Raw genomic sequence first — 3,309 nt, 5'->3', positions numbered from 1 at the left:
GGCCCGAACACCGACACCAAATTCGCCAACGCCCCATGACCAACAGCCACACCCTTCGGCCGCCCCGTCGAACCCGACGTATAGATCACATAGGCGAGACCGTCCCGGGACGCCGGCCGCTTCGGTGCGCTGTCCGGCAGCCGCTCCAGGGCAGCCCCCGTGGCCGGGTCGTCCAGCCACAGCACGCGGTCGACGCCCAGCCGGCCGGCGACGCCGTCGGCGGCATCGTGGCTGCTCACGACCACGCCGGCGCCGCTGTCGGCCAGGATGAAGGAGAGGCGCTCCTCCGGGTGCTCGGGGTCCAGCGGCACGTAGGCGCCGCCGGCCTTCCACACACCGAGAACGGCCGCCACCATGTCGATGCCGCGCGGCAGGCACAGGCCCACCACCGACTCGGCGTGGACGCCGAGTCCGAGGAGGTAGTGCGCGAGGCGGTTGGCCCGAGCGTCCAGCTCGGCGTAGGTGGTCTCCGCACCCTCGTAGATCGCCGCGACGGCGTCCGGGGTCAGCGCCGCGTGCGCCTCGAAGAGCTCCGGTACGAGGTCGGCGTCGACGCCGACCTCGACGTCGTTCCACTCGGCGAGCAGCTGATGGCGCTCGGCCGCGTCCAGGACGTCGACCGCGCTCAGTCGGGTGGAGGGTTCGGCGACGAGCAGCCGCAGGACGCGCGTGAGCCGCCCGGAGAGTCGGGCGGCGGAGTCGGCGTCGAACAGGTCTGCCGCGACGATCACCGAGCCGCGAAGACCGGCGGGGGCGCCATCGGCGTCGAAGGCCTCCTCGACGCCGATCTCCAGGTCGAACTTCGCGACGGTCCTGGTGGCGAGCTGTTCCGACACGGCCGCCGAGGCCACGTCGGCCAGCGATCCCGCCTGCGCGCCCGGCAACTGGACCTCTGCCTGGGCGACGTTCTCGACGGTCAGCATGACCTGGAAGAGCGGGTGGCGCGCCAGCGAACGAGTCGGCGCCAGCTCCTCCACCAGCTTCTCGAACGGCACGTCCTGGTGCGCGAACGCCGACAGGCCCGTCTCCCGAACCCGACCCAGGACCTCCCGGAACGTCGGATCACCGGACACGTCCGTACGCAGAACAAGCGTGTTCACGAAGAAACCGACCAGCTCGCTCAGCGCCACGTCGGTACGGCCGGCCACGGCGGCACCGATCGGGATGTCCGTGCCCGCGCCGAGCTTCGACAGGGTCATGGCGAGTGCGGCCTGGAAGACCATGAAGGTGGTGACGCCCTCGGCGCGCGCGAGCTCCTGGAGCCGTACGTGCACGTCGGCCGGGAGCTCGAAGGGCGCGCTGTGGCCCCGGTGCGAGGCGACGAGTGGACGCATGCGGTCGAAGGGGAGCTCCAGCTCCTCGGGCGCGCCGACCAAAGTCTCACGCCAGTACGCGACTTGGCGCGCACCGACGCTGTCGGGGTCGTTCTCGTCGCCGAGCAGCTCGCGCTGCCACAGCGCGTAGTCGGCGTACTGGACCGGCAGCGGCTCCCACGCGGGGGCCTCACCCCGGCACCGCGCCGCGTAGGCCACCGAGACATCGCGGGCCAGCGGACGCATCGAGTAGCCGTCGCCCGCGATGTGATGGACGACCACGGCGAGGGCGTGCTCGTCGGCTCCGGCGGAGAACAGCCAGGCACGGATGGGGAGTTCGGCGGACAGGTCGAACTCGTACCCGAACACTCCGGCGACCGCGCCGGCCAGGTCGGCCGGCGTTGCGGAGTCCGGCAGGTCCACAGTCTGCAGATCCCAGTCGAGTTCCTCAAGGCCGAGGATGCGCTGGTACGGCTCGCCGTCATGCATGCCGAAGGTCGTGCGCAGCACCTCGTGCCGCTCCAGGACGTCCCGCAGGGCCGCGGCCAGCGCGGCGCGGTCCACCGACCCCGAAAGGCGCAGCGACACCGGAATGTTGTAGGTCGCGCTGGGGCCCTCGAGCTGCTGGATGAACCACAACCGACGCTGCGCGAAAGACAACGGAATCATCAGGAACCTTCCTGGTTTCGTCCCGGCCGCAACGTCGGCGCGGATCGGTCAAGGCTTTCCGGAGCCTTGTACACCCGAACAGAATCAAATGGATAACAACTGGCAATGACCGTCACCGGAAGAACGGACAACCCGGTTCGCCGATCCGAGAATCCACCTCTGATTTCCGGGATCCCGGTTTGGCGCGACTCACTATGACCCAGGCCGTTCCGACGATCAATGTTCTGCCTCCGCACCCCGGTTCGGCTCACTCCCGACCGGATGACAACGGCTGAGCGGCTGGCATCCGACCTGTTCAACCGCCCCCGAACGGCAGTTGAACGACCGGCATCTCCTCTGGAAGGCACTTCGGCCGCCGCACCCGAATTCACGGGACACGGCGGCCGAAGCGCAGCTTTCTCTTCATTTAGTTGTTCAGGAGAAACTGCCTTGACTTACGCGTTCCTCCTACCTCCTGCGCATCGGACGGAGAGCCGGACGGGTTGACTTATCCGTGCCCAGCTGCTTTGCGAGGCCCGCCACGGTCGGCGCATTGAAGAGGGCCCGGATCTCGACGTCGACGCCGAGGGCTGCGCGAATGCGGATGACGAGTTCGGTTGCCAGCAGCGAGTGGCCGCCGAGTGCGAAGAAGTCGTCGTCGACACCGACCGACTCCAGCCGCAGGACCTGGGCGAAGGCCTCGCACAGAACCTCTTCCTCGCGGGTGGAGGGCGCCCTCCCGGCTCCTGCGGACGCGTTGGCGTCCGGGGCCGGCAGGGCCTTGCGGTCGAGCTTGCCGTTGCCGGTCAGCGGGAGAGCGTCGAGGACCACGACGGCCGAAGGCACCATGTGCTCCGGCAGCCGCTTCCCAGCGAACTCCCTTATCTCAGAGCCCAGTTGTGCGTCAACCTCGTCCTGGTCGGTGGGGACGACGTAGGCGACGAGGCGGGTGTCACCCGGAACGTCCTCGCGGGCGATGACGGCAGCCCGAGCGACTTCGCGGTGCGCGGCGACCACGGCCTGGACCTCGCCCGGCTCGATCCGGAATCCACGGACCTTGACCTGCTCATCCGCACGGCCCAGATACTCCAGCAGCCCGTCACCCGTCCAACGAGCCACGTCACCGGTCCGATACATCCGCCCGCCCGGCTCGAAGGGGTTGGCGGTGAAGCGTTCCGCCGTGAGACCCGGACGCTTCACGTAGCCCCGTGCGAGCTGGACGCCGGCGATGTAGAGCTCACCGGCAACCCCCGGCGCAACCGGCTGCAGGTACTCGTCCAGCACATACAGACGGGTGTTGGGGGGGGGGGGGGGGGGTGGAGTCCGGGCGACCACACACGGGGGTGGG

1 protein-coding gene and 1 pseudogene are annotated in these 3,309 nt (G+C 69.3%); both read right to left on the bottom strand.

Annotated features, from left to right (window positions below; all coding sequences use genetic code 11):
• On the bottom strand, positions 1-1,982 hold a 1,982-nt coding region (locus tag ACFVZW_RS36905; protein ID WP_384530954.1), incomplete at its 3' end, for a condensation domain-containing protein.
• Positions 1,983-2,435: 453 nt separating this feature from the next.
• Positions 2,436-3,309 (bottom strand): annotated as a pseudogene (locus tag ACFVZW_RS36900) (phosphopantetheine-binding protein); the annotation flags it as partial.

Source organism: Streptomyces sp. NPDC059567, from assembly GCF_042735655.1.
Taxonomy (GTDB): Bacteria; Actinomycetota; Actinomycetes; order Streptomycetales; family Streptomycetaceae; genus Streptomyces.
Note: the sequence above shows the minus strand (reverse complement) of the source record. Positions and strands in the feature narration are given on the sequence as shown.